The organism is Martinezella lusitana, from assembly GCF_016901135.1.
Classification (GTDB): Bacteria; Pseudomonadota; Alphaproteobacteria; order Rhizobiales; family Rhizobiaceae; genus Rhizobium; species Rhizobium lusitanum_D.
Window position 1 is genome coordinate 357324 of record NZ_JAFEVL010000073.1, and the last position, 25384, is coordinate 382707.

23 protein-coding genes are annotated in these 25384 nt (G+C 58.9%); 8 read left to right on the forward strand and 15 right to left on the reverse strand.

Annotated features, from left to right (window positions below; all coding sequences use genetic code 11):
• Position 1 precedes the first annotated feature (1 nt).
• Both msrQ and msrP read right to left on the reverse strand, forming a co-directional pair.
• On the reverse strand, positions 2 to 655 hold the full coding sequence (gene msrQ / locus JTP94_RS31445; protein WP_204854275.1) for a protein-methionine-sulfoxide reductase heme-binding subunit MsrQ: 654 nt from the start codon (positions 653 to 655) through the stop codon (positions 2 to 4).
• Positions 655 to 1605 carry a protein-methionine-sulfoxide reductase catalytic subunit MsrP gene (gene msrP, locus JTP94_RS31450; protein ID WP_204854276.1) on the reverse strand — a complete coding sequence of 317 codons (951 nt, stop codon included), beginning with the start codon at positions 1603 to 1605 and terminating at the stop codon, positions 655 to 657. Before msrP ends, msrQ begins: the two co-directional genes overlap by 1 nt.
• 353 nt (positions 1606 to 1958) lie before the next feature.
• Between msrP and ilvD the strand changes: the two genes are divergently transcribed.
• On the forward strand, positions 1959 to 3797 hold the full coding sequence (gene ilvD, locus JTP94_RS31455; protein ID WP_204854277.1) for a dihydroxy-acid dehydratase: 1839 nt from the start codon (positions 1959 to 1961) through the stop codon (positions 3795 to 3797).
• 198 nt (positions 3798 to 3995) lie between these two features.
• Here the strand turns inward: ilvD and JTP94_RS31460 are convergent, their stop codons facing one another.
• Positions 3996 to 4343 (reverse strand): lysozyme inhibitor LprI family protein, encoded by a 348-nt coding sequence (locus JTP94_RS31460; protein ID WP_204854278.1) that lies wholly within the window; start codon positions 4341 to 4343, stop codon positions 3996 to 3998.
• A gap of 175 nt (positions 4344 to 4518) precedes the next feature.
• Between JTP94_RS31460 and JTP94_RS31465 the strand changes: the two genes are divergently transcribed.
• Entirely contained in the window at positions 4519 to 5922 is a 1404-nt protein-coding gene (locus tag JTP94_RS31465; protein ID WP_204854279.1) for a DegQ family serine endoprotease, read from the forward strand.
• Positions 5919 to 7235: a replication-associated recombination protein A gene (locus tag JTP94_RS31470; RefSeq protein ID WP_204854280.1), complete on the forward strand. Its 1317-nt coding sequence runs from the start codon at positions 5919 to 5921 to the stop codon at positions 7233 to 7235. The genes JTP94_RS31465 and JTP94_RS31470 overlap by 4 nt, the downstream gene beginning before the upstream one ends.
• 3 nt (positions 7236 to 7238) lie before the next feature.
• Here JTP94_RS31470 and JTP94_RS31475 read toward each other — a convergent pair whose 3' ends face one another.
• The 6 genes from JTP94_RS31475 to JTP94_RS31500 form a co-directional block, all read right to left on the reverse strand.
• The gene (locus JTP94_RS31475; RefSeq protein ID WP_204854281.1) at positions 7239 to 7568 is read right to left on the reverse strand and encodes a DUF1883 domain-containing protein; all 330 of its coding nucleotides are present in this window, start codon (positions 7566 to 7568) and stop codon (positions 7239 to 7241) included.
• 207 nt (positions 7569 to 7775) lie between these two features.
• Positions 7776 to 8045: a hypothetical protein gene (locus JTP94_RS31480; protein WP_204854282.1), complete on the reverse strand. Its 270-nt coding sequence runs from the start codon at positions 8043 to 8045 to the stop codon at positions 7776 to 7778.
• Positions 8046 to 8077: 32 nt separating this feature from the next.
• A complete protein-coding gene (locus JTP94_RS31485; RefSeq protein ID WP_204854283.1) occupies positions 8078 to 8275 on the reverse strand; it encodes a hypothetical protein in 198 nt (65 codons plus the stop codon).
• 143 nt (positions 8276 to 8418) lie between these two features.
• Positions 8419 to 9360, reverse strand: a complete 942-nt coding sequence (dapA, locus tag JTP94_RS31490; RefSeq protein ID WP_204854284.1) for a 4-hydroxy-tetrahydrodipicolinate synthase — start codon at positions 9358 to 9360, stop codon at positions 8419 to 8421.
• A gap of 12 nt (positions 9361 to 9372) precedes the next feature.
• Positions 9373 to 9600: a hypothetical protein gene (locus JTP94_RS31495; RefSeq protein ID WP_204854285.1), complete on the reverse strand. Its 228-nt coding sequence runs from the start codon at positions 9598 to 9600 to the stop codon at positions 9373 to 9375.
• Positions 9601 to 9778: 178 nt separating this feature from the next.
• Positions 9779 to 10795 carry a ketopantoate reductase family protein gene (locus JTP94_RS31500; protein ID WP_204854286.1) on the reverse strand — a complete coding sequence of 339 codons (1017 nt, stop codon included), beginning with the start codon at positions 10793 to 10795 and terminating at the stop codon, positions 9779 to 9781.
• A 237-nt stretch (positions 10796 to 11032) separates the two neighbouring features.
• Between JTP94_RS31500 and JTP94_RS31505 the strand changes: the two genes are divergently transcribed.
• From JTP94_RS31505 to JTP94_RS31525, 5 genes are all read left to right on the forward strand, one after another.
• The gene (locus JTP94_RS31505; protein WP_204854287.1) at positions 11033 to 12958 is read left to right on the forward strand and encodes a hypothetical protein; all 1926 of its coding nucleotides are present in this window, start codon (positions 11033 to 11035) and stop codon (positions 12956 to 12958) included.
• Positions 12959 to 13158: 200 nt separating this feature from the next.
• On the forward strand, positions 13159 to 14607 hold the full coding sequence (locus JTP94_RS31510) for a hypothetical protein (protein WP_204854288.1): 1449 nt from the start codon (positions 13159 to 13161) through the stop codon (positions 14605 to 14607).
• The gene (locus tag JTP94_RS31515; RefSeq protein ID WP_204854289.1) at positions 14585 to 15403 is read left to right on the forward strand and encodes a hypothetical protein; all 819 of its coding nucleotides are present in this window, start codon (positions 14585 to 14587) and stop codon (positions 15401 to 15403) included. Before JTP94_RS31510 ends, JTP94_RS31515 begins: the two co-directional genes overlap by 23 nt.
• Positions 15403 to 16344, forward strand: coding sequence for a hypothetical protein (locus JTP94_RS31520; protein WP_204854290.1), 942 nt, complete (start codon positions 15403 to 15405; stop codon positions 16342 to 16344). Before JTP94_RS31515 ends, JTP94_RS31520 begins: the two co-directional genes overlap by 1 nt.
• On the forward strand, positions 16338 to 17351 hold the full coding sequence (locus JTP94_RS31525) for an OmpA family protein (RefSeq protein WP_204854291.1): 1014 nt from the start codon (positions 16338 to 16340) through the stop codon (positions 17349 to 17351). The genes JTP94_RS31520 and JTP94_RS31525 overlap by 7 nt, the downstream gene beginning before the upstream one ends.
• Before the next feature lie 18 nt (positions 17352 to 17369).
• Here JTP94_RS31525 and JTP94_RS31530 read toward each other — a convergent pair whose 3' ends face one another.
• The 6 genes from JTP94_RS31530 to JTP94_RS31555 all read right to left on the reverse strand — a co-directional run bounded on the left by JTP94_RS31530 (position 17370) and on the right by JTP94_RS31555 (position 25328).
• Complete coding sequence (locus JTP94_RS31530; protein WP_204854292.1) at positions 17370 to 18992, reverse strand: ABC-F family ATP-binding cassette domain-containing protein; 1623 nt, start codon at positions 18990 to 18992, stop codon at positions 17370 to 17372.
• Between the two features lie 159 nt (positions 18993 to 19151).
• Positions 19152 to 19907 (reverse strand): FkbM family methyltransferase, encoded by a 756-nt coding sequence (locus JTP94_RS31535; protein ID WP_204854293.1) that lies wholly within the window; start codon positions 19905 to 19907, stop codon positions 19152 to 19154.
• A gap of 318 nt (positions 19908 to 20225) precedes the next feature.
• Positions 20226 to 21284, reverse strand: a complete 1059-nt coding sequence (locus JTP94_RS31540; RefSeq protein ID WP_204854294.1) for a GSCFA domain-containing protein — start codon at positions 21282 to 21284, stop codon at positions 20226 to 20228.
• Positions 21284 to 22135, reverse strand: a complete 852-nt coding sequence (locus JTP94_RS31545; RefSeq protein WP_204854295.1) for a WcbI family polysaccharide biosynthesis putative acetyltransferase — start codon at positions 22133 to 22135, stop codon at positions 21284 to 21286. The genes JTP94_RS31540 and JTP94_RS31545 overlap by 1 nt, the downstream gene beginning before the upstream one ends.
• A gap of 475 nt (positions 22136 to 22610) precedes the next feature.
• Positions 22611 to 24164: a hypothetical protein gene (locus JTP94_RS31550; protein ID WP_204854296.1), complete on the reverse strand. Its 1554-nt coding sequence runs from the start codon at positions 24162 to 24164 to the stop codon at positions 22611 to 22613.
• 69 nt (positions 24165 to 24233) lie between these two features.
• Entirely contained in the window at positions 24234 to 25328 is a 1095-nt protein-coding gene (locus tag JTP94_RS31555) for a protein kinase domain-containing protein (RefSeq protein ID WP_204854297.1), read from the reverse strand.
• Positions 25329 to 25384: the final 56 nt, after the last annotated feature.

Genomic DNA, 25384 nt, shown 5'->3' on the forward strand with positions numbered 1-25384 from the left:
TTCAGGCCGCTCTGGAATTGGAAGCCGCAACCGGCCTGCGCGCGGCTCGGCGTCTCTCCATCATGATCGGCCTGTAGGATCTGTAGAGGATCATGGCGATCAGCAGGCCGATATAGATAAACTGCTCCAGCGACAGGATCTTGGTCGACAGCGCGAAGTGCAGCGCGCCGCAGGCGGCGACGATATAGACCAGACGGTGCAGCCAGATCCATTTCTTGCCGAGACGTTTGATCGAGAAGTTGTTCGAGGTCACGGCTAGCGCCAGCAGCATGACGAGGCCTGCCATGCCGAACATGATGAAGGGCCGCTTCAGCACGTCGTCGATGACGGCTTGCACGTCCAATGCCTGATCCAGGACCATATAGACGGTCAGATGCATCAGCGCGTAATAGAAACAGAGCAGGCCGAGCGCGCGGCGATAGCGTAGATAGTTCCAGCCGAAGAGATCCCGAAGCGGCGTCACCGCAAGCGTCAAGAGCAGGAAGCGGATCGCCCACAGTCCCAGGAAAAGCTCGAAGGTCTTCACGGCGTCGGCGCCGAGCTGGTCCGTGGCGCCGAGATAGAATTCCCAGGCAGCCGGCAGCAGCCCGACGACGTAGAGCGCCCAGACCGAGGCGGATTGCCAGCGCTTGGGCAGGGTGAAGGAAAAAGCCATCAGAAATTCACCCGAAGGTCCATACCGGTATAAAGGCTCGCAACCTGATCGGCATAGCCGTTGAAGGGCAGGGTGGGGTGACGGTTGGAGCTGAAGAAGCCGCCTTCACCGATCCGCCGCTCCGTTGCCTGGCTCCAGCGCGGGTGATCGACGGCCGGATTGACGTTGGCGTAGAAGCCATATTCTTGGCTATTGGTCACCTGCCATGTGTTCAGCGGCTGCTTGTCGGTCAGCGTGATGCGCACGATCGACTTGATGCCCTTGAAGCCGTATTTCCACGGCACGACGAGGCGGATCGGCGCGCCGTTCTGGTTCGGCAGCGTCTCGCCGTAGAGCCCGACGGCAAGCAGCGTCAGCGGATTGCGCGCCTCGTCCAGGCGCAGGCCTTCGACGTAGGGCCAGTCAAGCGATTGGAAGACGCCCGATTGCCCCGGCATCTCCTCCGGCCGGACCACTGTCTCGAAGGCGACAAATTTTGCGCTCCCCTGCGGCTCCACCTTGTCGAGCAGGGCGGAGAGCGGAAAACCGTCCCAGGGGATGACCATCGACCATGCCTCGACGCAGCGCATGCGATAGACACGCTCTTCCGGCGGGAATTCCTTGATCAGAGCGTCGATGTCGAAGCTGCCGGGCTTGTTGACCATGCCATCGACCTTGACGGTCCATGGCCTCGGCTTGAACTTGCCGGAGAGGTTGGCCGGATCTGATTTGTCGAGGCCGAATTCGTAGAAATTGTTGTAGGTGGTGACATCCTTGATCGGTGTCAGCTTCTCGTCGACGGTGTAGTTGCTTTTCGTCACGGTCAGTGCGTCCGCCAGCGCAGCCCTGCCGCCGACGCCAGCCATGCCGATGCCGGCCGCGGCAGCCGTCAGGAAGTCGCGGCGCTTGAGGTAGACTGAGCGCGGCGTGATCTCGGAAGACGCAATTTTCGGCGGACGGTAAGAAGGCATGACTATTCCTTTATGCGATCGCAGCTTCGATATGAGGTATACGCAGCAGACGCATATTTTGTTACACTCTTAGGCTCGCAATTCTTCGCTAGGGAAACCAACTTTTTGTGTGCACTTGTGATCGGGCCGCCTCGTTCCCAACTCTGATCATATCATTTGATCCTGCTGAGGCCGATCGTAGCTTCGAACCCGCGCTTGCCCTTGCGGCGTACCGGATTCGCTTGAGTTGATAGTGACAGTACTGCACGATTGGATTAGGACAATTCCAAAAAGCAGGAATGTCGGCGCTCCCTTCGGCGCAAAGCCCAGGCCGGCCGACACCGCATAAATTCCAGGATGACGAGGAAGACACCATGCCAGCTTATCGTTCCAGAACCACGACCCACGGCCGCAACATGGCCGGCGCACGCGGCCTTTGGCGCGCGACGGGTATGAAGGACAGCGATTTCGGCAAGCCGATCATTGCGGTGGTCAACTCCTTCACCCAGTTCGTGCCCGGTCACGTGCATCTCAAGGATCTCGGCCAGCTCGTGGCGCGTGAAATCGAAGCGGCCGGCGGCGTTGCCAAGGAATTCAACACCATCGCCGTGGATGACGGCATCGCCATGGGTCATGACGGCATGCTCTATTCGCTGCCGTCGCGCGAGCTCATCGCCGACAGCGTCGAATACATGGTCAACGCCCACTGCGCCGACGCCATGGTCTGCATCTCCAACTGCGACAAGATCACGCCAGGCATGCTGATGGCTTCGCTCCGTCTCAACATCCCGACGGTCTTCGTCTCCGGCGGCCCGATGGAAGCCGGCAAGGTTATCATGCACGGCAAGAAGGTCGCGCTCGATCTGGTCGATGCCATGGTTGCTGCCGCCGATGACAAGATCAGTGACGAGGACGTCGCCACCATCGAACGCTCGGCCTGTCCGACCTGTGGTTCCTGTTCCGGCATGTTCACCGCCAATTCGATGAACTGCCTGACCGAAGCGCTCGGCCTGTCGCTGCCCGGCAACGGTTCGACGCTCGCCACCCATTCGGATCGCAAGGAACTTTTCCTAGAGGCTGGCCGCCGTGTCGTCGCTCTGGCGAAGCGTTATTACGAGCAGGACGATGTGACGGCACTGCCGCGGACGATCGCCAGCAAGGGTGCGTTCGAGAATGCCATGGCGCTCGATATCGCCATGGGCGGCTCGACCAACACCGTGCTGCATATCCTCGCGGCAGCGCATGAGGGTGAGATCGATTTCACCATGGATGATATCGATCGCCTGTCGCGGCGCGTTCCCTGCCTTTCCAAGGTCGCTCCGGCCAAGGCCGACGTTCATATGGAAGACGTACATCGCGCCGGCGGCATCATGGCGATCCTCGGCGAGCTGAACCGTGCCGGGCTGTTGAACTCCGATCTGCCGACTGTCCACGCCCCGACGCTGGGCGAGGCGCTGGCGCAATGGGATATTGCGGTGACCGACAACAAGGCGGCTCTGGAGCTCTTCAGCGCTGCCCCTGGCGGTGTCCCGACGCAGGTTGCCTTCAGCCAGAGCGCGCGCTGGGAAGAGCTTGATCTCGATCGTGAAAAGGGTGTCATCCGCGATGCCCAGCATCCGTTCTCCAAGGATGGCGGTCTCGCCGTCTTGAAGGGCAATCTGGCGCTGGACGGCTGCATCGTGAAGACGGCCGGTGTCGATGAATCGATCCTGAAATTCTCCGGTCCGGCCAAGGTCTTCGAAAGCCAGGATTCGGCCGTCAAGGGCATCCTCAGCAACGAGGTCGTGGCCGGCGACGTCGTCGTCATCCGCTACGAAGGTCCGAAGGGCGGCCCCGGCATGCAGGAAATGCTCTATCCCACAAGCTACCTGAAGTCGAAGGGTCTCGGCAAAGCTTGCGCACTGATCACCGACGGCCGCTTCTCCGGCGGCACCTCGGGCCTCTCCATCGGCCACGCCTCGCCGGAAGCGGCAAACGGCGGCACGATTGGCCTGGTGCGCGAAGGCGACATGATCGACATCGACATCCCGAACCGCACCATCAGCCTGCGCGTCGACGACGCTGAACTCGCCGCCCGCCGCGAAGCCCAGAACGCCAAGGGCTGGCATCCGGCTGAGTACCGCAAGCGCAACGTCACCACGGCGCTGAAGGCCTACGCGGCTTTTGCGACCAGCGCGGACCGTGGTGCGGTCAGGGATTTGGGCGGGAAGTAACTAAGCCCCTTCGCCCCGCAAGGCGGGGAGAAGGTGGACTCGAACGGTCGCGCGGAGCGAGACTGTTCGAGGACGGATGAGGGGCCTTCTCGATATTCACAGCGACAGCAGAGTTTGCCGGCCCTGCGGTCGCCCCTCACCCTAGCCCTCTCCCCGCCTGGGGGGAGAGGGGACGACAGCGCAAGATCCCGTAACTCGTCACAGCGGCCGATTGATCTGCTTGTACGTCTCGTTCAGTTCCTTCAAACGATCCTGATAGGACGAGGTCAGGCAGGCGACATCGGCCGCGCAGGTCTGCCGCTTCTTCAGCCACTCCGTCTGCTGGTCCTGCATCGTGCCGCGCGCGCCCATGGCGAGGAGACCCGAGAGCAGGTCGAACGTCGTCACCATCTTCACGTCGGCATCGTTGAGTGCCCTGACGTCGCATATCGTCTTCTCATCCGGCTTCAGGTTCTGCGCCTCGCAATCGAAGCTCGCGGCATGGGAGGTGCCGGCTGCGCTGGAGGAGATGAGGAGGACGGCGGCGGCAAGGCTGTTCAATCGCATGATTCTGCTCCGGTTGAGGATCTCCAACGCAAAATGCATGACAGCATGTTTTTGTTCATCGAACCTGTTTTTTATCGCTGCAAACTTCCATTTATGCTTCATGCTTCCGCCCTCTTTCCTTTCTAGCGTCGGGCGCTACAACGTTGTTTCAAGAGCATTAAAAAAGGAAGTTTCCATGCATGTCCTCCTGAGGCGCACCGCCGTTTCGATGATTGCCCTCATCATGGCGATGCCGCTTTCCGCTGAGGCGCAGACGGCGAAGTCGGTGCCGCAAAGCCAGATGCAGATGCAGCTTTCCTTCGCGCCGCTGGTCAAGCAGACGGCTGGAGCGGTGGTGAACGTCTATGCCGAGCGTATGGTGCAGCGGCAGTCGCCCTTCGCCGGCGATCCCTTCTTCGAGCAGTTCTTCGGCCAGCGCATGCCGAATCGCACGGAGAAGCAGTCTTCGCTCGGCTCGGGCGTCATCGTGGAGGCGAACGGCACTGTCATCACCAACAATCACGTCGTCGACGGTGCAGACGACATCAAGATCGCGTTGTCGGATGGCCGCGAATTTCCCTGCAAGGTCGTGCTGAAGGATGACAGGGTCGATCTCGCAGTGCTGAAGATCCAGTCGAAGAACGAGAGCTTCCCGATCCTCCCCCTTGCCAATTCCGATGCGGTCGAGGTCGGTGATCTCGTGCTGGCGATCGGCAACCCCTTCGGCGTCGGGCAGACGGTGACAAGCGGCATCGTATCGGCGCTCGCCCGCAACCAGGTGAAGAACGAAGTCGGCTTCTTCATTCAGACCGATGCTTCGATCAATCCCGGTAATTCCGGCGGCGCGCTGGTGAACATGGGCGGCGAGCTGATCGCGCTTAACACCGCCATCTTCTCGCAGGGCGGCGGCTCGAACGGCATCGGCTTCGCCATCCCCGCCAACCTGGTCAAGGTCTTCCTTGCGGCAGCCGATCGCGGCGACAAATCTTTCGAGCGCCCCTATATCGGCGCTTCCTTCGAACCCGTGACCTCGGATGTCGCCGAAGCGCTCGGCCTGGACAAGGTGCGTGGCGCGCTGGTGACCAAGGTCGTCGATGGCGGTCCGGCTGCCAAGGCCGGTCTGAAGCCGGGCGAGGTCGTCACCGCCATCAACAATATCCCCGTCGAACACCCGGACGCGCTTGGCTATCGTCTGACGACGGCCGGTCTCGGCGCTACCGTGGCCTTGACCGTCCTGGATGGTGGCAAGGAGCATCAGGCCAGTATGACGCTTGCTGCAGCACCTGAATCCACGCCACGCGCGGAGAAGCTGATCCAGGGTGACAATCCCTTCGCAGGCACGACGGTCGCTAATCTTTCGCCGCGCGTTGCCGACGAACTGCATCTGCCTCCGGACACCGTCGGTGTCGTCGTCGAGAGCCTTAAGGCTGGCTCTCCGGCCGATCGTCTCGGTTTCGCGCCGAAGGATATCGTCATCTCCATCAACGGCGTCGCCATCACCTCGACGGACGTGCTACAGCAGACCGTTACTGGCAATCCAAGCTTCTGGCGCGTCGAAATCGAACGCGATGGCCAGCGTATACGGCAGTTCTTCCGATGAATGACGACCTGTTTGCACCGCGGATACCGGAAGAGGTCGCCAACAAGCGACCGCTTGCCGATCGTCTGCGGCCGCAAACGCTGGCCGAAGTCACCGGCCAACCGCATCTGACCGGTGAGGACGGCGTTCTGCGCCGGATGATCGAGGCGGGTTCGCTGGGCTCGATGATCTTCTGGGGGCCACCGGGCACCGGCAAGACGACGGTGGCGCGGCTGCTATCGGGCGAGGCGGGCCTGGCCTTCGAGCAGATCTCGGCAATTTTCTCCGGCGTCGCGGACCTCAAGAAGGTGTTCGAAACCGCACGTCTGCGCCGAATGGATGGCCGCCAGACGTTGTTGTTCGTCGACGAAATCCATCGTTTCAACCGCGCCCAGCAGGACAGCTTCCTGCCCGTGATGGAGGACGGCACGGTCATTCTGGTCGGCGCCACAACGGAGAACCCATCCTTCGAGCTCAACGCCGCTCTTCTCTCCCGCGCCCGCGTTCTGACATTCCACTCGCATGACGAGGAAAGCCTTGAGGAGTTATTGCGTCGCGCCGAAGCGGTCGAAGGCAAACCGCTGCCGTTGACCGAAGATGCCCGAGCCAGCCTGATCGGCATGGCCGACGGCGATGGCCGCTCGGTGCTGACGCTTGCCGAGGAGGTCTGGCGCGCTGCGCGCAAGGACGAGCTTTTCGATCCCGACATGCTTGTCAAGATCGTGCAACGCCGGGCTCCGGTCTACGACAAGGCACAGGACGGGCACTACAATCTCATATCGGCCCTGCATAAATCCGTGCGCGGCTCCGATCCCGATGCGGCCCTTTACTATCTGGCCCGTATGTTCGATGCCGGCGAAGACCCGCTTTATCTCGGCCGGCGGCTGGTGCGCATGGCGGTCGAGGATATCGGGCTTGCCGATCCCCAGGCATTGGTGATCTGCAACGCTGCCAAGGATGCCTATGATTATCTGGGGTCACCGGAGGGTGAGTTGGCGCTGGCGCAGGCCTGCGTCTATCTCGCCACCGCTCCGAAATCGAATGCCGTCTACACCGCCTTCAAGGCGGCCACGCAGGCAGCCAAGCAGAACGGCTCGCTGCTGCCGCCCAAGCATATCCTCAACGCGCCGACGAAACTGATGCGCACCGAGGGATATGGCGACGGCTATCATTATGATCACGATGAGCCGGATGCCTTTTCAGGCCAGAACTACTTTCCGGAGAAGATGGGCCGACAGACCTTCTACGATCCGCCCGAACGCGGCTTCGAGCGCGAAATCCGCAAGCGGCTGGACTGGTGGGCAAAGCTGCGCAAGGAGCGCGGCGAGCGCTAGATTTCACCTGCCGGTGACGTCCTGCGGTGCCTTCTGTATGCGCGGAACCGTTACTCTGTCCACCATTTTGACGCTCGATTCCGCCAGGCTTTTGTGACCTTCCATATCGACCACCAGATGCCAATGGCCGACCTCCGGAATGATCAGCCGTATTGGCGATTTCTTGGCAACGCCGCCGAGAAACTGGTGCTTGAGGGTTTCCGTGAAGCGCTCGAAATTCGAGCTGTTCATCAGCCGGACATTGGCGATCGCCGAGAGTGTGATTTCGATCACTGTCCCGGCGAGCTGTTCCTTGAGATCGTAATGGCTGTAGCGAAAGGCAGGCTTCGACATTGTGGTCTTGTTCTTTGCATATCTGGCCTGAAAGCTTACTCGAAAGCGGGTTAAGGAAGCGTTTGGCCGGATGGCTGTCGAAGCCTGCACCCGGGCGGGGGTCTAAAAGCATGTCGTGCAAAAATGTGCAGCGGTTTTGTGATCACGACATGCGAAGTGTCAGGAACCTAAAGCGCAAGGAGTGAATTTGAAGATTCGCGATGCGCTTTAGTGCAGATTGGACGAGGTGGATACGAAACCATCCAGGTCGAGGACTGCGCCTTCGGGCGCATGGCAGATGTCGGCCGGGTTATGGTTGCATTCTTCAGCCGCAAAGTGCAGGGCAGCGGCCTCGTTGCGGAACAGGCCGCCGACCAGACCCTGCCGGTCCTGAACGATCCAGCTGCCGCGACGGTCACGGCCGACGATGAAGCGGGCCGGAGCCGGCAGGAGAGAGCTGTGAGCCGAGCGGCGTTGGATATGCTGTGCGTTTGCCATGTGATTTTCCTCGTGGATCTCTTCGATTGCACTCAATGTCCGGCCCAATGCAGCAGCATCTGGAGGACGCCGGCGATGAGAAGGACAAGTCCGAGGCGCGGAGCGACGGCGTGAAGGCCGTCCAGCAACGCGTGTGAAGAGATGCGCCACTCGCTGGCTGCGAGGGTCGCAGCACGAGGGCGTTGGAGGGGATCGGCGGGTACGCCGGCATGCGTAAAGCGTGACATCATAGTTCCTTTCCAGTGTCACCGGCACCGTCTGGTCTGCTAAGACCGCTTCGGTTGCCACGCCTTTGAATCTATTGATGAGCCGCTAGGATTTCTATTTGTCTGAAATGGCAAAAATATAAAAATCTCATAGGGATGGAGCGGTTTTACAATCCCAGCCGGAGGGCATGGAGGGACGCAAGCCGACCGCTGCCGTCAAGCTGGAGCGGCGCGACTGCTGCCTGGATCGTCGCTGCGGTTTGACTTTCGACGCGGACCAGCGGCAGGCGTACCTCCGGTTCGAAGTCTCTGATGAGTGACAGGGCGTGCTTGGCCGTTGCGGGCTCGCTCTCTTGTCTCAGCGAGCCGAACAGTGGCCGCAAACGGTCATCGATTGACCGGGCGGCGGCGAGGTGGCCACAGGCGGCTGAATGCTGCATGGAATGGAAGAGCCGAGGCACGATATTGGCCGCGTCGGAAAAGCAGCCATGACCGCCCGCAATCGTAAAGGCGAGCGCGCTCGTGTCGCTTGATGTGTAGAGACCGAACCATTCCGGCAGCAGGGGACGCCAAAGATCCAGGCGCGTGATATCGCCGCTGCCATCAGCAATCCCGATAATGCCGGGAATTTCGGCCAACCGGGCGATCGTCGTCGGAGCGAGATCGATTGCGGTATGCGATGGCTGGTTATGGACGATAAGCGGCAGGTCGGTATGTTCAGCAACCTGCTCGAAGTGGTGAAGGACACCCTTCTGCGTCGGCTTCGAATAGTAGGGCACCGTCACGAGGGCGGCGCCGGCGCCAAGCCGTTGCGCCTGCAGCGTCTCTTCCACGGTCGTCGCCGTGTCGTTCGTGCCTGTTGCAACGATGACGGGCGTCCTGCCTTCGGAGAGCTCGACGCAGGTTTCTATGATGCGCATCCGCTCGGCATCGGTCAGCGTCGGCCCTTCGCCTGTCAGGGAGCAGGCGAGCAGCCCATCGATGCCGCTCAGCAATTGCCATTCGACATGTGCCGTCAGATTGACGGTATCAAGCGCACCGTCGCGAAATGGTGTGACGAGAGCGGTGATCGCACCGCCGATGCGCCTCTGCAAGCTCGGCCTGCTCATGTTCGCGGCGCCTCAGAGATAGTGCAGCACGATGAAGAGCTCCAGGCCGCCAAGCAGCAGTCCGAAGGCGAACATCGCCTGAAAGGTGCGCTTCTCGCGAACCTGACGATTGCGAACCCGGCGTCCGGGCTGGGTCTTTGCTGTTGGGGCCGACGCGGCAACGCGATGGTGTCTCTCGTCGCTGTCGTGAACGAGGACGCGGATGGATTCCGTCAGATTGGGTGCGTGCGTGTCGAGCATGGCATAGGCCTCCAGATTTCGACGCAAGCGTAATGCCGGGCAGCATAGGAAATCCATTCGCGGCGGGAGGCGAAGAAGTAAGGGAGATATAAAGAGCCGCGTTGCCGGGGCCTCAGCGAATCTCGCGGCATGCCGCATCCGTTGACGAATGCGGCATGCGAGATCCGCTGGCGAACCGCTATCCGGCGGCCTGCAGGTTTTTCCGGTCCAGCTGCGTCACCAATGCCAGGATCGTTGCCGAAGTCGGCGTCGGTACGCCCGTCAGCTTGCCGAGCGAGACGACGACGCCGACGAGGGGCGTGATTTCCAGCGCCTTGCCGGCAAGGAGATCCTGCAGCATCGAGGTGCGCACAGGCCCGATCTGGCGCGAACGCTCGAGACGCTCTTCGACAGACATCGCCATGTGCGATCCCAAAGCCTCGGCAACGGCCTTCACCTCGCTCATCACCTGACCGACCATCGCGGAAAGAGCGGGATCGTCCATGATGTCGGACATCAGTCCCCGCGTCAGCGCGCTGATCGGATTGAAGGCGGCGTTGCCCATCAACTTGCTCCAGATGTCGTCGCGAATGCGCGCCGAAATGGAGATGTTGATGCCCGCCTTCTGCAGCAGCGCTGCGATGGCCTCCATGTCCGAGGTCGTCTCGCCGGATGGTTCGCCAAGAATGAAATGGCCGTTATTGCTGAGCTTGATCTCGCCGGGGCTGATGACCTCAGCTCCCTGATAGGCAACGCAGCCAATGACGCGCTCGGGGCCGATCAGCCGCCAGAGATCGCCGTTCGGATCCAGTTCCTCCATCTGGTGCTCGGCATGGCCGCTCTGCCGGTCCCGGTGAAAATACCACCACGGCACGCCGTTGAGGATCATCACGATGCGCGTGCCGGCATGCAGGAGCTTGGCGATGCCGGGAGCTGCCGCGCCGAGCTGGTGCCCTTTAAGCCCTGTGATGACGAGATCCTGCGGTGGCAGCTCGCTTGCATCGTCGGTTGCTGTCATCCGGGCGACAAGGGGGCGATCCGCATCGGCTTCCCAAAGGCGTATGCCGCCAGAGCGAATGCCGTCCAGATGTGCTCCGCGCGCGATAACGGAGATGTGTACCTGCTCCTCTTGTGAGGAAGCCAGCTTTGCCGCAATAGCACCGCCAAGCGCGCCCGCGCCGTAGATGCAGATAGTCTTGGGAGGGGAGGAAATCATGGCGTAGTGCTCCGAGTCGATCACGGTTGCTGCAAGGTAGGTCATATCAGCGATTTGGCGAATGGTTTATTAGATCAGGCGCAATTGGAATTGAAATTCGTCGGGCCTTCATTCACATTACAGCCTTGTGGAAATTTCACCATTTCTTTGAACGGCTCGCTCGAGCTTGACTGAAACCAATCCGGCAAGGGATCACAGTTTCGGCTTGTCCTGCCAGCATTGGCTGATGCGGATTTCATGAACACGAATATGTTGTCGCTGCATACATTTGGTGGTTTGAAGCTTCTGGACGGTGATGGCCGCGAGATCGCGTTTCCTGAGAAGGGCCTGTTGATTCTGGCTTATCTGATGGCGGGGCCGGCGGAGCGCGCGCCGCGCAGCGCGATAGCCGAGCTTTTGTGGGGGCAGGACGATAACGGCAATGCCAAGGTCAACCTGCGCAAGCTGGTTTCGAGAATAAGAAGCCGCCAGGGCGAGCTGGGCAGGGCGTTTCTCCGGTTTAGCGAAACCACCATCGAGCTTGAGCCGCCGCGACTGGCTTCCGACATCTCGCTTCTGAACGCTGATCGGGCCGATCCGGTCTTTGCGAAGCTGAAACTGTTGTTGGAAACGCTCGAAGCGGAGTTCCTGCGCGGCATCAATTGCCAAAGCCCGATTTTCTTCCATTGGCGCGAAGCGCAGAAGCATCGCCATGCGCAGGTGCTGAAGGAAACTTTGATGGTGGTCGCCGCACAGGCCAGCACGAAGGACGAGATCGCTCTGGTGAAGGAGGCTGCACTCCTGGTTTTTGGTGCCGATCCGGAGGACCCGGATATCGGTCGAATTCTGCTGTGGATATTCGACGCGGCCGGGGAGGTCGAGCACTTCAGGCGCATTTTCGAACGACGAGGCGCGCTGCTGGCGTCATTTTCGCGGTCGGAGGATAAGTCACCAACTCATGGTCAAAGTGCCGCCGGCCCGGCGGAAGGATCTGTGGATGCGGGGCAAAAGATAGGGATACCGCTGCGGATATTGCGTCCCTCCGACACGCAGATGAGCGCATATGATGCGTCGTCCCTCATGGACGACATCACCATCGGCTTCTGCGCGCTGAATAGCCTGGAGGCGAATGATCGCTGCACCGCTATCCGCATTGGCCGGCGGGACGAGGATGCGGCCTCCGGTCAGCAAGATCGGTCTTATGTTCTGCACATGCGTCTAAGCACGCAGAACCACAACACCCTGCTATTTTCACAGCTTGTCGAAACTGCCAGCAACGAGATCGTCTGGGCGGACCGCCTCAGCCTTGAGCAATCTCCCCACGAACAACAGAGGCAGAAGATCGCGCGTCATATCGTGTTGTCCCTGACGGGGCAGATCGAACGCCGGGAAATGATGCGGGCTCATTTCGACAAAAGTCCAGCGGCCTATCAACGCTATCTCTCCGGTCGACGCTACCTTGGCCGTTTGTCGCTGCCGAATCTACAGAAGGCGCGAACGGAGCTCGAGGCTGTATTGCGCAGTGGCGACCATTTCGCCCCTGCCTTGAGCTCCATCGCCCGCACCTATTCCAAGCAATGGCTGTTGACGTCGGGCGGCGATGCGGCCCTGCTGAAGGAGGCTGAAGGTTATGCCATGCGGGCGATTGCCGCGCGGCGGGGCATCGCGGACGGCTATCGCGAGCTCGGCGTTGCGAAAACCTTCCAGGGCGCGAGTGACGAAAGCCTGGAGGCGCTGGAATTGGCCGAAGCCTTGAACCCGAACCATGCCGGCATCATTGCCGACCAGGCGGAGGCACTGATCTATTCGTCACGGCCGGATCTGGCCCTGCAAAAGATCGAAACTGCCATCGCGCTCCATCCGCTGAGCCCCGATTCCTATTTCTGGATCGCGTCGGCGGCCAGCTATATGCTCGGCTGCTTCGAGGCCGCCCTGGGCTATATCGACCGGATGGCGGATGCCCGCCTGGCGGACAGGATTTCGGCGGCGAGCTGGGCGATGCTCGGTGATAAGGAAAGGGCGGGTTTCTTCGTCCGGCGCGTTCATGACACCAATCCCGGCTTCGATATCGACAAGTGGCTTTCCGTGGTGCCGTTCAAGGAGCAATGGCAACACGAGATCTATCGCGAGGGGCTGCGCAGAGCGGGCTTCTGGGGGAGCAGTCCAAATCCGGCCGGAGCATAGTTCCTAAGGATAGATCGCCGTTGGAACCGCCAAGTCTGGCGCGGCCGGAACGAGCGTTTTCCGCTCACTGTCCCATCGGGCTAGTCTTTACCACAATCGCATCCTAACCTTGGCTAGATCGCTATGGACCGGGAACAACCGGTGCGGTATCGATCTATCGTTTGTCCTTTTTAAGTTGATGAATTCGCCGGGGAAGATCATTGCGTTTCGAAGCCTTAAACCGCCTCTGGGAAAGCGTTCGGGAGACCAGCCATGATTTCCGGGCCTCGACGGACGTCTTTCCCGTCGTCGATATCGACAAGCTCGGGTCGACCCTCGACTTGAAAGAGAAAGGTGCCGCAGCGGGACGGTTGAACCGGCCCGGATCAGACGCGCAATCATTCGACGAGACGGAGCAGCGGATCGTCGCCTGGGTCGAAGCGGAGAAGAAGAGCTCCTATCAGGTCCTCGAGGATCAGCTCCAGACCTTCGACAGCCGCCTGCGCAATCTCGATTTCGAAGGACAGTTCGGGCTGATCCGCCAGGCGAACGCCTCGAGCCTATCGGATTTCAAGGCGGAGGTGGCAAGCGGCGTCGACGAGCTGCACGGCCTGCGCCGCAATCTGAAGACCGCCGAGGATGAAATGGTGGATTTCAAGGCCAGGCACAGGCTGCAGCGCGCGGCAAAGGTCTCCAGCAAGGCCGCCTGGGGCTTCAAGGTCTCTCTCATCGTCTTTCTCGTTCTCATTGAAATGGTGATGAACGGCAGTTTCCTCGCCAAGGGGAGCGAGCAGGGCGTCGTCGGCGGCGTGACGGAAGCGGCTGCCTTCGCGTTTCTCAACATCGGAACGGCGCTGATGTTCTCCTTCTTCTGCGTCCGCTTCCTCCTGCATCGATCCTATGCACTGAAGCTGCTCGGCTTGATCGGGCTCGTCGCCTATGTCGGCGTGGCCTTGGGGATCAACATCGCGCTGGCGCACTACCGCGAGGTCTCGGCCACCATTTTGAGCGGCGCCGGCGCCGAGGTGATACAGCGCTTGAAGACGGCGCCGCTGGGGCTGCAGGAGCTGAACTCCTGGATGCTTTTCGCCGTCGGCCTGATGTTCTCGCTCGTCGCCTTTATCGACGGCTGCTATCTCACCGATCCCTATCCTGGCTTCGCCGGCGTGCAGAAACGCCTCGATGTCGCGAGAGACAATTATATCGACCGCAAGCTGGATCTGATCGAGGACCTTCGCGAGATCCGCGACGAGCACAACAGCAAGATCGAGGAAATCATCCGCGACCTCTCGCTGCGCCGGCAGGAGACGGCGGCCATCATCGCTCATCGCAGCAGGACCGCCGGCCTTTTCGCCGAACACCAGAACCATCTCGAACGCGCCGCCAACGTGCTGCTCACCGCCTACCGCGATGCCAACAGAGGCGCACGCACCGAGCCGGAACCGTCCTATTTCGCATCCGCCTACAAAATGGAGCGGTTGACGTCGGTGCTGCGCACCGAAGAAGAATGGGACGACAAGGTGCTTGGCGCACGCATCCAGAGCGCACAGGCCGAGCTGTCGGAGCAGATCAAGCGGATCGGCGACGAATTCGAGAGCGCCATCGAGAAGTACCACAAGCTCGACAATCTTTTCCCGGAGAGCACCCTTGGCGCGACGCAAGCGGCGTAGTCGGCGCGGCGGCTCCGCCGGCCTCATTATCGCAACGGTTTGCCTTGCCGTCCTGTCTCTCGGGATCGTCGGCGCCTATGGCTGGCTGCGCTACAAGGCGAGCGGCAATGTCGCCGTCGATCAGGCGTCGCTCTGCCAGGTGGACGGACCGAAGGCGGAAACGGCCATATTGCTCGATGTCACCGATCCGATCTCGGATACGACGGCGCTCGATCTGCGCAACCAGTTCCAGAAGATCGTCGCCGAAGTGCCCGTCGGTGGTGCGATCGACATCTACGCTCTGACGGAAAAGGAGGGCGAGCTCATCCAGACCTTCCACGGCTGTAACCCAGGAAGCGGGGCGAATGTGGACGAATGGACCAGCAATCCTCGCCTGGCGCAGGCGCGCTGGGAAAAGGGTTTCCAGAAGCCGCTTGCGGATATTGCCGGTAAGCTGAGTGTCGGAGAATCCGGCACGCAATCGCCGATCATGGCGGCCATCCAGAAGATCAACCTGGAGGTCTTCGCCGGCGCGCCGGGCGGCATGCCGAAACGCCTGTTCGTCGCCTCCGACATGATCGAACATACGACAGCCTTCTCGAATTATCGCGATGGCGCCTCCTACCAGAAGTTCCTGCATAGCTCCGCCAACGATAGGTTCCGCACGTCGCTGGACGGTGTCGCGGTCAAGATTCTCGCCTTTCAAAGGCCGAATATGAAGTTCAGCATTGAGGATCTCGCGAATTTCTGGGCGCAGTGGATCAAGGACAATAACGGCCATTTCGACGGATTCGTGCGATTGGAGGGGATACGCTGATGGCCGGCACCGAGGCGAGATACGTCATTCGAGACTACGGGCCGATGCTCCTCTTCGCATCGGTCACCATCGGCGGCATGATCTTCATCTGGTCGTCGAAGCTCATGGGCTTGTCGCTGCCGATCGTGACAGGCGTGCCTCTGCTGCTGATGGGCATCTACTTCGTGGTATCGCTGGCCTTCGCCGGATTTCGGCTGCACAACGAGCAGGCCGGCGACAATCTCTATTACATGGGCTTCCTCTTCACCCTGTCGAGCCTGGGCGTTTCGCTCTATCTCTTCGCCGGCGAAACATCGATCGAGACCATCGTCCGCAATTTCGGCATCGCCGTGACCTCGACGATCGCCGGTGTGACGCTGCGCATCCTCTTCAACCAGATGCGGCGCGACCCGATCGACATAGAACGCAGCGTGCGCCACGAGCTTGCCGAGATGACCCGGCGGGTGCGCACCGAACTTGACTCCTCGTCGCGCGAATTCTCTCATTATCGGCGGGTCAGCAATCAGATGCTGTCGGAAGGGTTCGAGGAGATCGCGCACCAGGCCGAGCGCAACGGCCAGGAGATCAGCAAGATCCTGGAGGTGCTGGCGAAGCAGGCGGTAACCCCGATCAACGATGCGGCGGCACAGCTGACGGCAACGACGTCGCAGCTCTCCGATATCATCGGCAAGTTCGGCACCACTGTCGAAAGCGTCGGCAAGAAGCTGGAGGAGATCCGTTCGCCTGAGGATGTTGTCAGTGCCGAGCTGGCGCCGGCGATTGTCGCCATCAAGGAGATGTCCGAGGCGCAGCTGCAGCCGTTGCGTAATATCGAAGAGGCGCTCAATCGCATGGCGGAGGCGATGGGGCAAACGCCGCCGCCAAAACCGAAAGCCGATGATGGCGGCACCGTAGCGAAGGACGAAGCCGTGCCACGAAAACGCTGGTGGCGCCTATGGTAACGGAAGCCCCGGACAGCACGACGAAACTGGAGCACAGGGGCTATAATCGTGGCCTTATCCTCGGTCTGACGATGGCCGAATCCATGTTGCTTCTGGTCTTCTGCCTGCTGCTCGTCGCTGCCGCCATGATTTCGGCAGAGAGAAATCGCCGCTACGAGGTCGAGCGCAAGCTTGAGAAGACCGAACAGCAAATCGTCTTGCTGGAAAGGAAGCGGGTCGAGCAGGCAGCGCAGATCGTACAGTTGCAATCGAAGCTCGTCTCTGGCGATCTCTCGGCAGCGGACAAGGCAATCGTGGAGAAGCAGTGGCGTGAGTTGGTCCTTGCGCGCGAGACGCTCGACAGCATAGCGAGCGACGGTGCGACACCAGCCGATCTACAGGCGCTTTCGAAGGTCGCGGCGGTGCTGAAGGAACATGGCGTCGCGTTGACGGCAGCCCCGGACGAGGTCGACAAGCTGCTGGCCGGCAATGCAGGCGGGAAGGGCGCCCATGACTGGCCCCCCATCATCAATCTCGACGATGCCAAGAAGAACTATTTCCAGTCGGGCAGCGCCGAGCTCACCGGCACTTTCGCGCGACTGCTCGACACCACGATCACGGACGAAATTGCCAGCAATCTGAGCCTCTACGGCGCCAATATCGTCGAGGTGATCGGCCACACCGACGAACAGCCGATAGCGCGCGAAAAATCCAATCTCGACGATACGCTGATCAGCGCGATGGACGGCAAGCTGCCGATATCGGCCTTGCTGCCGGCCGATAATGCCGGGCTGGGGCTCGCCCGCGCCATCGCGGTCGCCAACGTTCTCAAGGCCAATCCCAAGCTGAAGGATGCCACCATCCTGCCGATGTCCGCCGCTCAGCTGATCCTGCCCGGCGATACGATCACCTCAGGCCAAGGCGGTGCCGTGGAGTCACGCCGCCGCATCGAAATCCGCGTGCGCGGCAGAACGGTGCCCGTTGCCGTCATCAATGCCGGAGCCGCACTGCCTGCAGACGTGCACTGACGCTGGCTCGCAGGGGCGTCAGCTATGCAGACCGGGCGCCTCATGGCCGGTGCGCGCCACATATTCCGTATAGCCGCCGCCGTACTGGTGAACGCCCTCGGGCGTCAGTTCCAGCACACGATTGGAGAGCGCTGCGAGGAAATGCCGGTCGTGCGAGACGAACAACATGGTGCCCTCGTATTGCGACAATGCCTTGATGAGCATTTCCTTCGTGTCGAGATCCAGATGGTTCGTGGGCTCGTCGAGCACGAGGAGGTTCGGCGGGTTGAAGAGCATGATCGCCATGACAAGCCGCGCCTTCTCGCCACCCGACAGCACCCGGCATCTCTTCTCGACATCGTCGCCGGAGAAGCCGAAGCACCCTGCAAGTGCGCGCAGCGACCCTTGGCCCGCCTGCGGGAAATCGTGTTCGAGCTGCTGAAACACGGTGCGCTCGCCATCGAGAAGATCCATGGCGTGCTGCGCGAAATAACCCATCTTGACGCTGGCGCCCAAGGCAACGCTGCCAGCGTCCGGCTGCGTCGAGCCCGCCACCAGCTTCAGCAGGGTGGACTTGCCGGCGCCGTTGATGCCCATGATGCACCAGCGTTCCTTGCGGCGCACCATGAAATCAAGCCCTTCATAGATGATGCGGCTGCCGTATTTCTTATGGACGTTTTTCAGGTTGACCACGTCTTCGCCGGAGCGCGGCGCCGGCTGGAATTCGAAAGCGACCGTCTGGCGCCGCTTCGGCGGTTCGACGCGATCGATCTTCTCCAGCTTCTTCACGCGGCTCTGCACCTGAGACGCGTGCGAGGCGCGCGCCTTGAAGCGCTCGATGAACTTGATTTCCTTGGCGAGCATCGCCTGCTGGCGTTCGAACTGTGCCTGCTGCTGCTTCTCGTTCTGGGCGCGCTGCTGCTCATAGAACTCATAGTCGCCCGAATAGCTGGTCAAGTTGCCGCCATCGATTTCGATGATCTTGGTGACGATGCGGTTCATGAACTCGCGGTCGTGCGAGGTCATCAAAAGCGCGCCTTCATAGCCCTTCAGGAAGGACTCCAGCCAGATCAGGCTTTCGAGATCCAGATGGTTGCTCGGCTCGTCAAGCAGCATGACATCAGGGCGCATGAGCAGGATGCGGGCAAGCGCCACGCGCATCTTCCAGCCGCCCGAAAGCGCGCCGACATCGCCGTCCATCATCTCCTGGCTGAAGCTCAAGCCATCAAGCACTTCGCGGGCACGGCCTTCCAGCGCATAGCCGTCAAGCTCCTCGTAGCGCGCCTGCACTTCGCCGTAACGCTCGATGATCTCATCCATCTTGTCGGCCTGGTCCGGATCGACCATGGCGGCTTCCAGCTCGCGCAATTCGGCAGCAACGATGCTGACAGGGCCGGCTCCCTCCATCACTTCGGCAACGGCGCTGCGGCCCGCCATCTCGCCGACATCCTGGTTGAAGTAACCGATGGTCACGCCCTTATCGGCCGAGACCTGGCCCTCATCGGGCTGCTCCTGTCCGGTGATCATCCGAAAAAGCGTCGTCTTGCCGGCGCCATTGGGGCCGACAAGCCCGACGCTCTCACCCCTGTTGAGCGCAGCGGACGCCTCGATGAAGAGGATGCGATGGCTGTTCTGCTTGCTGATGTTTTCTATACGGATCATGTCTACGAGAGGCCCAAAGAATAAGTTTCGGGGGCCTTATGCCACGGGTTGGCGGCTCTGTCGCAGGTTTTTGAGAGCATGACGGTAAGTAGTGGAGTTCAGTGGCATGGATAGAGGATCTCTGTCTATGCCGCCCGTCACGGAGCCGTCTGTAAGTCCTTATATCGGCGTGCAGAACAACTGCACGAATTTGAAGCTCGTCAGCCAAGTAATATCCAAGGCTGTGCCGACATCCGCAATGTCCTTGCCATCGTAGCAGTCCACTTTGAAGCTGTATTCCAGATCCTCAAATATCTCGACGATTTTGGAGACTGTCCTCGTGGGGTTTTCGAAGAGAAAATTGTGAAGCTCGAGGTTGATATAGGGACGATCAGACAGAATTCGGGGCGCCCCCAGCATAACTTCGAGCTCGGCGCCATCTACGTCGATTTTCAGGAAGTCAACCTTTCTGGAGTGATCATAATCATCGTCGAGCCTGACGACCTCGACTTTCGTCGATAGTCTTGGATCATCGTCAGACGGTAGAACCATGAATGAACCCAGGCTATCGTGAACCGGGAGCAATCCATCCCTGTCTCCGGCCGCGCGCGGGTGAACGACAATATTGTGCAGATTGTTCAGCTTTGCATTGCGCTCGATCATCTCGGCATTGCTGGGTGATGCCTCCCAGGCATGAACTACCCCTGTCGGCCCCGTGCATAAGGCCAGGAGAACGGTCGTCAGGCCCTGATGGGCACCGCATTCGAGGACCATCGAGCCCGGTTTGATAGTGTCGATCCACCATTGCCGCTCGCTCTGCCATTGATTGGGATAGTTGTACCATTGGCGCGCCAGTTCGTCCTCAATGTAGACATCGAACTTGTGCGGGCCGACAATCCGCTCTCTGGCAATAAACGATTCAAAGACATCAGACATGCAATCGCCCCTTATCCAACATTGAAGTCATTCACTCAAAGACGGAGAGCTTCCCGCAAGTCATTGAAGTCGTGCATGATTACGCGACACCGACAACCGATCTGCAGGCAAGTGCACACGGACGATATCGTCGTTCCCGCTGTGGTGGTATTTTTAAAGCGAGAATTTAGTACAGATTGCGCCTGATGCGTTGATTGGGTTTCGTATACCCTGGGTCGCTGCTTTTGACTCCGGAATCGCTTCATCGCGATGAGAGCGGATTATTGAGGATATCCGCTGTGCCGCCGACAAGCGTGGCGATTAGCCGGCCGGCAGGCGCTATGCGCGCACCGCATCGATTGCCTCTTCGTCGCAGATGATATCCCGACGCGTAGGCTCGATTGCCACGACCTGCGCCTCCTCTTTGCGCCGGAATGAATACGTCGGATCGGCTGTGTAATTCCTGACAAAGCAACGCATGGCGTGGGCAACGCCGCGTGAATTCACCTCGCGGTAATCGGCTTCATAATAGAGACCGCCGGCATAGCTCCCGGTGATGATTTCATATGAGGGAAAATAGTCGACCCACTCGAAGCGCGAAACGACCTGATCCGCGACCACCCGCAACACAGACTTGCTGTAGGTCGTCGACACAAGAACATTTCTGTTCTCGTAAGTGGCAATGAGCGGCACCGGAGAAACGGTCAGCAATATTTTTATGCGAGGGTTCCTTTCCTTAAGCTTCTCGAGGAAAAGCGTAAGGTCCGTATCGACGTCAGCCACGGTGAAATTAATGAACTCGTGCCGTTCCGGATCGAAAGAGCCCGCAACCACGCCAGGGGCAAGGGGAAATACGGAACCGTCGACCTTCGATTGCCACGCTTCCGTAAGACCCAGAGTGAAAACCAGCACATCCGCTTCCGTGAAAACGGAGCGTACGTCGGCAAGATGCTGTCTGCGGGCATCCTTCACCGCTTCGATCGTTTCGAACCCGTCCGGCTCGATCTGCGGCCTGTAGGGGTCGACATACCGCCCGTCGCTGCGTTGCCAAGCCTGTTCCGCCGGTGCTCTACCCTCGAAAGCCTCCTCGAACAGTTGCAGCAACTGCCGGGCGGTATAGAGATTGCCATAACGTGCTGAGAAAACGCCGAAATTCCGCCGCATGCGCTCGTCTTCCGCCAACCCCTCGCCACTTTCCGGAACAAAGTAATGGAAGCCGATCCGCTGGAGCTGGCGAGAAATATGCTGAGCGAAACAGCTTCCAGCGGTTGCGATCTTCGTCGTCTTGTCGAGGCGGAATTTCGGATTCACGACCGGATCAAAAAGATGAGTTTCGACACGCGCTACCGAACGCCGCCAAAGCTGGTAACTCTTTATCGCCGTATAGGGATTTGTCATCAGGCTGCCTCCGCAATGACTGCTTTGACGTTTTCGTACCGCGGGCGAACCGCGCCCTCGACGTGGATCGAGCGAGGTGGAAGACGCGAATAGATCCCGAAGCTGAACTCAATGAACTGCTCCAGGGAAATGAGGCGATATTCATTAGGCAGTTTGAAAAGATATGATCCCTTGACGCCAAGCGTCTCGGCAATCTCCGGATAGACCGGATAGCATGGACCATTCAAAAGATTGTCGGCAGGCATGATCTCGCCGTCGGCGGTATCGACTCCCAGCCGCCGCAGGAAGGTGCGGGCTATATCATATATGCAGCGAATCTTCGGATGGTTCACGGAATACATGAAGGCATCGCCGCGAGACCATTGCATGAAGGAGGACGAAATATCCAGGCCATGCTCTGAAAAGTGTTGGAGGAGCTGTGCCCGCTCCTGTTCCCAGCGTGAGAAGAAGCCGCAGCCTTCGAAGACATCGCGCCGGAAGAGCCTGCGCGTTGCCTCTACGCCCAATCCAGCCTCATATGCCGCCAGAACGATCATGGAATGATAGGACCCCATCGGGCTTTCGATCGGACCGTCCGAAAAGGCGTAGCAGACGTCCGGATGGTAAGCGTCGAAATTGATCGAGGGGATGAAGTCAAGATTCTGAGCGATACCGAAATCAAAGTCGATATTGCGGAATTGTGGGTGAATGATAACCCTGAAATATCGGGGCAATTCTTCCTTGTATTTTTCGATGTTCTTTCTGAACGCCCATACGTCCATGGAGTCTATGTGGAAACGAGGACCGAGAAGCTTCAAGGAATTCGCAAGACCAAATGTTTGGCAATTCGATAGTACGAGCCATGTCTCCATCAGAAAACTACCCCAAACAGCCGCACTCAAACCTCCGCTATCATATTGAAAAATAGAATATTTACGTCACTTAGATCTTCCAGAGACGTTGAATTTCGCGGCAACGGCCCATTGTTTTCCCGGAGTTTGGGCTTGTCTATATAAATGGCGTCAGAGTTGGTCGATTTGCGGGGGAGGAGAGGTAATTGACGTTTAATCCATCATGCGGCACGGCACAAAGCGCTCGAACGGCATCGCCGTAACGTCTATTCGAACTATCGATTTTTTCAGAAAGATTTGGTGGACATTGATCTCAACAAAAAGGCCCCGGAAGCTTTCGCCTCCGAGGCCTTTCCAATGTCTCCGTTACAGCACGCCAGGTCTATCGAGACGCGCCTTCAGGCCTCCTAACCCGCTTCCTTGTCAGCCGGTACGTCCAATGTTTGCACGCCGAAACACATTTGGTATCTGCAGGTGCTTGAGGGAGTGCTGGCATCTATTGCAGCGCACCATCCCCGAAGAAATCGTCCAGCCCACGAAAGCTCAAAGTGGGTGCCGTCCAAATTGCTTCAATCGATCTAATGGATGTAACGATTTGCTCTCGCATTATGATGATGTCTTTGGGAATTGTTATGTTGCGCTTCTCTGCTTTCGCAATGTTGCTATCGATTTTCTCAAGCAGGAAGACACCAGCTTTGTCGTCAATATGCGCGATTTCGCGCGACAAATAGCAAAACGCACGGAACGCCAAGCCATGATTCTTTCGATTGATCGCCTTCTCCATGGCTTCGATGTATTTATCTAAACCACTTTCGGGACGGCTTTCACGAAAGTCGAGCAACCCGCTTGAGGCCAATACGATAATTTCTTCGTCTTCGTCGCCGTCCGTTGCTTGAGCTCGCAGCAGCAGGGCATGCGACTCTTCGAGCTGACCTTGGAATGCTTTGACGACCGCCAGATTGTTCAAAAGCGTCTTGTTTTTCGAGTTCGCAAGCAGACCTAGGGTTCCAAGTGCGGATGCAGCACCGAGTGCTTCCATCGATACGCAGGCAACGAAAGTTCCGTGAATTACCGGGCGAGCACTGAAAGGCTCAATCTTTCTCCAAGCCTCGCAGTGGCTAACAGCTTCACTCCAATTCCCCTGCTCATATGACGCGTATGCGGAAGCCTCATGGGACAGAGAAACGTCAACATCCAGCTCTCCCGCTCGGAGTCCTCTTTTTTTGCGGGCTACCCATCCGATTTGCGCAACAGCATTCTCCGTTGGACTAACTGCACCAAGGCGCAGCATGCGAAGAGCCTGCTTTCGGGAACCCGCTTCATACTCCATCGAGCCCATTTGCACGGCGAGCTCGGACAAATCCCTTGGAGAGAAACTTGAATCTGTGAGGAGCGCCTTCGCCTTCTTCCAGCCGCTGGGAGATCGACCTGATACAGCCTCGATCGCAAGCCGTGCTGACTTTAGCCACGGATCAATGCGAACGGCCGGCGAATGGGATAATACGTCCAGCGCTACGTCGGGCTCACCTCTGTGCATGAAGAATCGAGACGTTGCCCGCAAAACGTACCGATCGTCAGGACGTAAAATCAATGCACGACGAAGCAAGGACCAAGCCTGCTTCGTCTGGCCGATGATCACATACAAAAGAGCAGTCTCTGTAAGGCGAAGAGCATCGCGAGGGTTCAGATCCAGCAGCCTCTTGCGCCTAGATATTTCAACCCTTATCTGCGCTTCCTCCGTAGGCAGAGAACCGTTCGAAGTATTCCTATGCTCTAATAGTCGGCTTAGGAAACCTTGCCGGATTTCGTCTCGTTGCAAGCGCTGCAGAAGAAAGTCACTTGCACGTTTTACTTCGGGGTCATCGATTCGGTTCGCAATCGACGCTATGCTGATCAATTCTTCGGCATCGGCATCGGCATCAGATCGGCTGGCGAGCCATCTTTCCAACCCGAGTTTATACTCAGCCTCTAAGAAACGCTCCGCTTGAGCAATTATGTCAGTATGAGACAAGAGAACCTTGGTGCTGGGCGCGCCGAGTTCCCCTAGCAATCGCGACTCCTTTATCGACAACCAGCGTGGGATAGTTTGCCGGTTTGAGAGGTCGTCATTCTCGATCACTTAGATGGCCGTTCTGAAATTAATTTCGGCTTGCTTTGCAAGGCGGTCAAAAAGCGCGATATACCGAACGAGCGAGAAGCGGTTTCCTGCTCGACCTCGGTCAATTGGATGGCCTCGATAGGCGGGATCCGGGTTGCAAAGTTCCGATGCCGCCTTGATAAGCTCATCGGCAACCGCAGTATCAAGTCCCTCGCGAAGTTCGGCGAGAAGATCTGTAAAATAGTGCTGAATGATCGGAAGGGCGGAAGCATAGTCGCTCTTCCATGTACCACGCAAAGTCTGGGGGCGTTCCGATACAGATAGGCGAGAAATCAGTTGCTGAGTGCATCCGAATCCAGTTGCGAAAAAGAAAATCATGCTTCCGAGCAAATAAAGGTCACATCCAAGGCGACGGGTGGCCCAATCAGGGTCGAGCTGCGTATACAGAATTTCTGGCGGTGCATATCCAAAATCGCCAGAGAATAGTAGTTCGTCGTGTGGGCCTGCCGTTCCGTCCCAGATGGCGCGTCCAAGGTCGGCAACTCGAAAGTCGCGCGTATTGCCGAAAGCCAGCACATTCGATGGCTTCAAGTCTTGATGGGCTATACGTCTCGAGTGAAGTTGGTTCAATCCGACGGCTATGTGGTGCATAGCATGGAGCCACCAAGCAAGTCTGTGGCCGTCGTTAATCTTCTGGACACGGCGACGAACGTCTCCGTCAGCTAACTCGAAGATGAGATAAGGCGCTTTGTCTTGTAGGTTTGGACCGACCGAAACCTGTCCGCTTTCGAGCGCTACAACGACTCGATCCATTTTTTCGCCGTCACATATCTTGAGGATCCGTGCCTCGAAGCTGTGGGCGGAAGTGATCTGATGAAGCGCATCAAGAACATTCATCGATCGCATAGCAGACGTTAGATCGATGGCTTTTAGAAAGGCACGTATTCCATTCCTTTCAACGATGTACGGTACTGAGAAATGGCCACCAGTTCCGTTGTAGTGGTCAATCCCCATACCCGTTGAGGGATCCCAGCCAACGGTTTCAACAATCCTCCAACCGCTAGGAAGCTGCACGTCGAGCAACCGCCATGCACCTGCAAGATGTTCTACCGTCATTCTGGAGTCCCTTCCGGCGTAAGCCCTTTCAACTAACGTGTATCATGATGTCCCCA